5 protein-coding genes are annotated in these 5,039 nt (G+C 28.3%); 1 reads left to right on the top strand and 4 read right to left on the bottom strand.

Annotated features, from left to right (window positions below; all coding sequences use genetic code 11):
* Window positions 1–93: 93 nt before the first annotated feature.
* From EI71_RS09955 to EI71_RS09940, 4 genes are all read right to left on the bottom strand, one after another.
* The gene (locus EI71_RS09955; protein WP_119017071.1) at window positions 94–984 is read right to left on the bottom strand and encodes a proline iminopeptidase-family hydrolase; all 891 of its coding nucleotides are present in this window, start codon (window positions 982–984) and stop codon (window positions 94–96) included.
* Window positions 984–2,330, bottom strand: coding sequence for a hypothetical protein (locus EI71_RS09950; RefSeq protein ID WP_119017070.1), 1,347 nt, complete (start codon window positions 2,328–2,330; stop codon window positions 984–986). The genes EI71_RS09955 and EI71_RS09950 overlap by 1 nt, the downstream gene beginning before the upstream one ends.
* Window positions 2,331–2,399: 69 nt before the next feature.
* Window positions 2,400–3,614: an iron-containing alcohol dehydrogenase gene (locus EI71_RS09945; protein WP_119017069.1), complete on the bottom strand. Its 1,215-nt coding sequence runs from the start codon at window positions 3,612–3,614 to the stop codon at window positions 2,400–2,402.
* Window positions 3,615–3,665: 51 nt separating this feature from the next.
* Window positions 3,666–4,571, bottom strand: a complete 906-nt coding sequence (locus EI71_RS09940) for an alpha/beta hydrolase (protein ID WP_119017068.1) — start codon at window positions 4,569–4,571, stop codon at window positions 3,666–3,668.
* A gap of 211 nt (window positions 4,572–4,782) precedes the next feature.
* Here EI71_RS09940 and EI71_RS09935 point away from each other — a divergent pair.
* On the top strand, window positions 4,783–5,039 hold a 257-nt coding region (locus tag EI71_RS09935), incomplete at its 3' end, for a hypothetical protein (RefSeq protein WP_211321113.1).

Below are 5,039 nucleotides of genomic sequence, written 5' to 3'. Positions count from 1 at the left end.
TTTTAACATAGAAAAAACAAAAACAATGTGAATTTTAAAGAATTAATTCTTGTAAACGTTTCACAATAATAAGATTACAAAATGTAATAATGATTAGTCACATGAATTTAGAAAATTCATTAAGTTTGAAATGTATAAATCATGATCCTCATAATAGGTCATATGCCTACTATTTGGATAAATATGCCAAACCTTTTTGGTTTTAATTTCATCATACATTATTTTATTTTGATAAGGAGTTGATTCATCATTTGCTCCACTTTGAAATAAAACAGGAACATTAATATTCTTTAGCTTTTCTGTATATTCATAATCATGCAAAGTGCCCGATGGGGCAAATTCACTTTTCCCCCATGCTGCTATATAGGATTCACTAGAATCTGGCTTTATTCTTGTTAAGCACTCCGGTTCTTTATTTTTATCCCATGGACCAAATACAAATTTATGAAAATAATAATCCATCGCATATTTTGCCTTATCACTTTCAAAATCATTCTTTTCTTCTAGCTCTTTAATATCCTTTTGAATATTTTCATCTAGTAGTCCTATTAACCTATGTGTTTCTTTATTCCAAAGCTTAACACTAGATAAAGTAGAGGATAATGTTACTGATTTAATTCCTTTAGGATTATAATCACATAAATAAATAATTGATAGCATTCCACCCCAGGAATGACCAAGTAAATGAATTTCTTTTAAATTAAGCTTTTCTCTTAAATTGATAAGCTCATTAACCCATGTTTCTTTCTTCCATAGCTCTAAATGATTCTTTTCAATCATACTTTTACCAGAACCTATTTGATCATACATAATGATTGGTCGATCATCTAAAATAGCCATTTCATCAAAAAGCTCAAAGGAATTATGAGTAGATCCAGGCCCACCATGAAGCATTAATAGGGGAGTCTTTTTCCCTTTCGGATTTACAATACGATAATATGTTTTATAGTTTAAATAATCGATATATCCTTCTTTGATTTCCATTAGAATTCCTCCTCTTTTTTTACCTTAAGCTTTCCTTTTAACCCAAGTATTCCTAAAGTAAGCTCATGAATTGTAATAAATAAACCTGAAGTTAATATAATAAATACTAAAATGATGGATAGCCACTTATGATATTCATTAAATCCAAAATATAAATTCAAGGATAATATTATAGAAAATACCATCACGGAAGTGGATAATGCACTACCCTCTGCGATTGCTATATCATATGGATTTTGGCATTTATTTGCTTTTATAATATCCATAATTAAAAATACCATTCGAAATCCAACAAAGCCTGCCTGTACAAAGATAAACCAGCTTTGGTTTTCTTTTTTTAAGCTATCATTAAAAATATAAATCAATAAACCACCAAGTAAAATAGTTAAGACTAATGTGACTATAGAATTATATATGCTAATCTTACATAATGATTTAAATTTATGATCCTCTTCTATATTATTTTTATCTATTTCCTTTTTCCAAAAATAATTAAAAAATCTTAATGTCGCAAGACCAAAATAGAATAATGCGATGATAAAATAAATATTAAGAATCTGATCATTTACAGTAGATACTCCACCTATCCAATAGAATAATCCTAATAAAATGGTAAAAGCTAATCCAACAAAAAAGAAAATTCTTTTATCTATCATTCTTCTTACAAACTTATATACCGTTTTAATTGGATTATATTCTTCCTTATCTTTAGCATAAACCATCGCTTTAACAGGATAATAAACACTAAAATTAGTAATAATAAAATTAATAAATATTACTACTCTCATCCAAACAATATCCATCTTTATACCTAATACATTTAATGTAAGCATAAATGCTGCATATAAATAATATAAGAATGCATTAAAATCAAAGGATCTAAGTCCCATATGTTCTATTCTTTTAAATTTTGTAGATCTTAGAATAAAGAATAATAAAAAGATTATAGCTAATCCCAAATATAAAAGAATACTACTATAATGCGCAGGACATAAATCATAAGTTAACATCATGAATAATAAACCAAAATCTAGTGGGAATATTAATAAGAAATTAAATAATCCATAATAATGATTTATTTTATACTTATAATCTTGAATGTTGACTTTTTCATTAGCGTTATACTTTTTTATTTTAAATATTCCTATAAAATAGCATAAAAGTGCTCCAAAGGAATAGGTAGATATAGCCATAAACCATAAATCCATATATAAAGAATCTTGATCATATTTCAAATTTAAAATAGGGCTTCTTAATGCACCCCAGCCAATAAAAAATAAAACCATAGAGGCTATATATAAAAAATCTATTTTATGTAATTTTTCTTTTTTACATATATTTTCCATAACAATCACCAACAAAATGTATTATACACCAAATAGAAAAGAAAACACAAACTTTAAAAGCTTGTGTTTCTATTCCAAATTATTCTTATTTGCTTTAACTAAAATCATCTTTAATTCTTTTTTTGTTAATTCCTTTGGTACAGGATACCAAGGATTTGCTTCTTTAGCTGCATGTAAGGAGAGAGCTTCTAAATCCTTATCCTTGATTAGTCCATTAAAGTCATTAGGTATTCCTAAATCCTTATTTAGATTTCTAATCCATAAAATTAAAGCCTTTGCCTTTTCTTCTTCGCTCGTAGAAGAATCCGATATACCTAATGTATCTGATACAATAGAAAGCTTCTTATATGCCTTATTCCCATAAGCCTCAAGTACATATGGTAAAAGGATAGCAATAGTATATCCATGAGGCTTATGATACATTCCTCCAACCGCATGAGCTAAGGAGTGCACATATCCAACATAAGCTCTAGTAAATGCTAATCCTGCATAATAGGATGCATATAGCATATTCTTTCTCGCTTTTGCATTTCCATTATCTAAATAAAAATCATATAAATTTTTTTTAATTAGCTTTAATGCCATTAATGCATTATCATTTGTAAATTTATTTCCATTTCTACCAATAAAGGCTTCCAGTGCATGAGTATATGCATCCATACCAGTTTGAGCTATGATATGGGATGGAAGAAAAGTTAATAATGTATCATCTAATATAGCAATATCCGGAACTAAATGGCCATCACTAATCGCATATTTATCATTTCTTTCAGAATCAGTTACGACACTTGCGATAGTAGCCTCGCTACCTGTACCTGCAGTTGTAGGTACTGCAATAAAGAATGGAAGATTTTTATGTACCTTTAATACACCCTTAAAGCTTTTTAAACTCTTCTTTGGGTATTTAATTAATATTCCCATTGCTTTAGATGCATCAATTACTGATCCTCCACCTATCGCAATAATAGAATCACAACCTTGGGCTCTATAAAACCCAGCAAGGACATCAATAGATTTAATCGTTGGATCTGATGATACACCTGTATAAACACAGCCAGCGATGTCATGATTCTTTAAATTCTCATTAAACTGGATAAATCTTTCGCTTTTAGATACGGAATTTGATACAACAATAATTGGCTTTTTAAAGCCTCTTTCTTTTAATATATATGGAATTTCATCAATAGACTCATAAACCTTAGGAATAGAAAAATGAATCATTTTCTGTAATACCTTTATAACCCCTTGAAATACTCGATTATAGACTAGAGAAAATATATTCATGATACACCTCCTTTAAATCCATTTTATCACAAAATATGTCAATTTATGACATTATTTATTTAATATTAAGGATTTTAAATAAGAAGTTTGAAAATCATTACACATTTTTGCATACTTATTCTTTATGGATAAATGGAATACATGTGGTGTATTAATACCACTTTTACCATATTCTTTGAATGTATGCTTCATATTTAATTCAGTTAACCTCTTCTCTAAGGATTTTGCCTGATAATTTAAAATATCTCCTTTACCTGTTGTAAAAACTGCATGTGGAAAATTCTTTGAAATATTATCCATAGGATCTATTCTTTTAATTTCCTTTTCCTCTAGCATCTTTTTACCATAAAAGTCACACAATAAATGTCTTGTAAACCAAGATATTAAATCATGATTACAAAATGCCAATTTCGCATTTACCATTCCACAGTTCATAACTAAAGCACGAGGAGAAAAACCTTCTGGCACCTTAAAATCAAATTCCTTTGCATAATCTTCATTTGTACAAATATTTGTATAAATCATTGCGATATGAGCTCCTGCAGATTCACCAACTAAAAAGATATTATCTATATCAAAATTATATTCTTCTTTATGCTTTAAAACATAATCTACAACATAGTTTAAATCCTCAATAGGCTTTGGGAAATGATACTTTGGTGCTAAATGATAATTAAAATTAATTACTGCAAATCCTTTTTCACAAACATACTGGCAATATGGGTGAGATACACTTCTATCTCCATATACCCATCCACCACCATGAACCGATAGAAAGACTGGAATCTTACCACTATAATTTTTTGGAATGTAAATATCTAATTGATGAATATCTTTATCTGGGCCATAAATAATATCTTCATGTAATATTACATTTTTAGATATTTTCTTCTTCCTTTCCTTATACATATCTGCCAAAACACATATGCCTTTAAATATGGATGAGAATATTGACATATAGATTCCCCCTTTCACCTTCACTATAGCACACTTTTATTGTTAAATTAAGTGATTTTAACATAATAATTTCATTAATTTTCACATAAAGTAAAGCATGCTTTTCAAATGAAAAGTGTATTTTACTTTTTATTTTGATAATAATAAAAAATAGAATGTCAAAAGATTAGAAATCTTTCTGCCATTCTTCTAAGAGGGCGTTGCCCTCTTTTTGTTTTGGCTTTTTTCCTGTATTATAGATAGTGGTGATTTTATGGCTTCTATCGTAACTGATTATTTACCTTTAGAAATTAAATCTAACCCTTATTATGTTCACGCTAAAAGAGGATACCTTTCTCATCTTCTTTTAGATGCTGCTAAAGCTGGACAGGATGTTTATGAAAATGAATATAATAAACTTAATAATCTTGCTTACGCTAGAAAAGAAAATAATCATATTACCATTCAGGAAGTTTTCAAAGATAACTG

The sequence above is a fragment of the Anaeroplasma bactoclasticum genome, assembly GCF_003550015.1.
Lineage (GTDB): Bacteria > Bacillota_I > Bacilli_A > Acholeplasmatales > Anaeroplasmataceae > Anaeroplasma > Anaeroplasma bactoclasticum.
This window is presented reverse-complemented; position numbering and strand designations above follow the sequence as displayed.

Coding starts and splice junctions, on each gene's coding strand:
- EI71_RS09955 (WP_119017071.1), bottom strand. CDS start 984: ATGGAAATCAAAGAAGGATATATCGATTATTTAAACTATAAAACATAT.
- EI71_RS09950 (WP_119017070.1), bottom strand. CDS start 2,330: ATGGAAAATATATGTAAAAAAGAAAAATTACATAAAATAGATTTTTTA.
- EI71_RS09945 (WP_119017069.1), bottom strand. CDS start 3,614: ATGAATATATTTTCTCTAGTCTATAATCGAGTATTTCAAGGGGTTATA.
- EI71_RS09940 (WP_119017068.1), bottom strand. CDS start 4,571: ATGTCAATATTCTCATCCATATTTAAAGGCATATGTGTTTTGGCAGAT.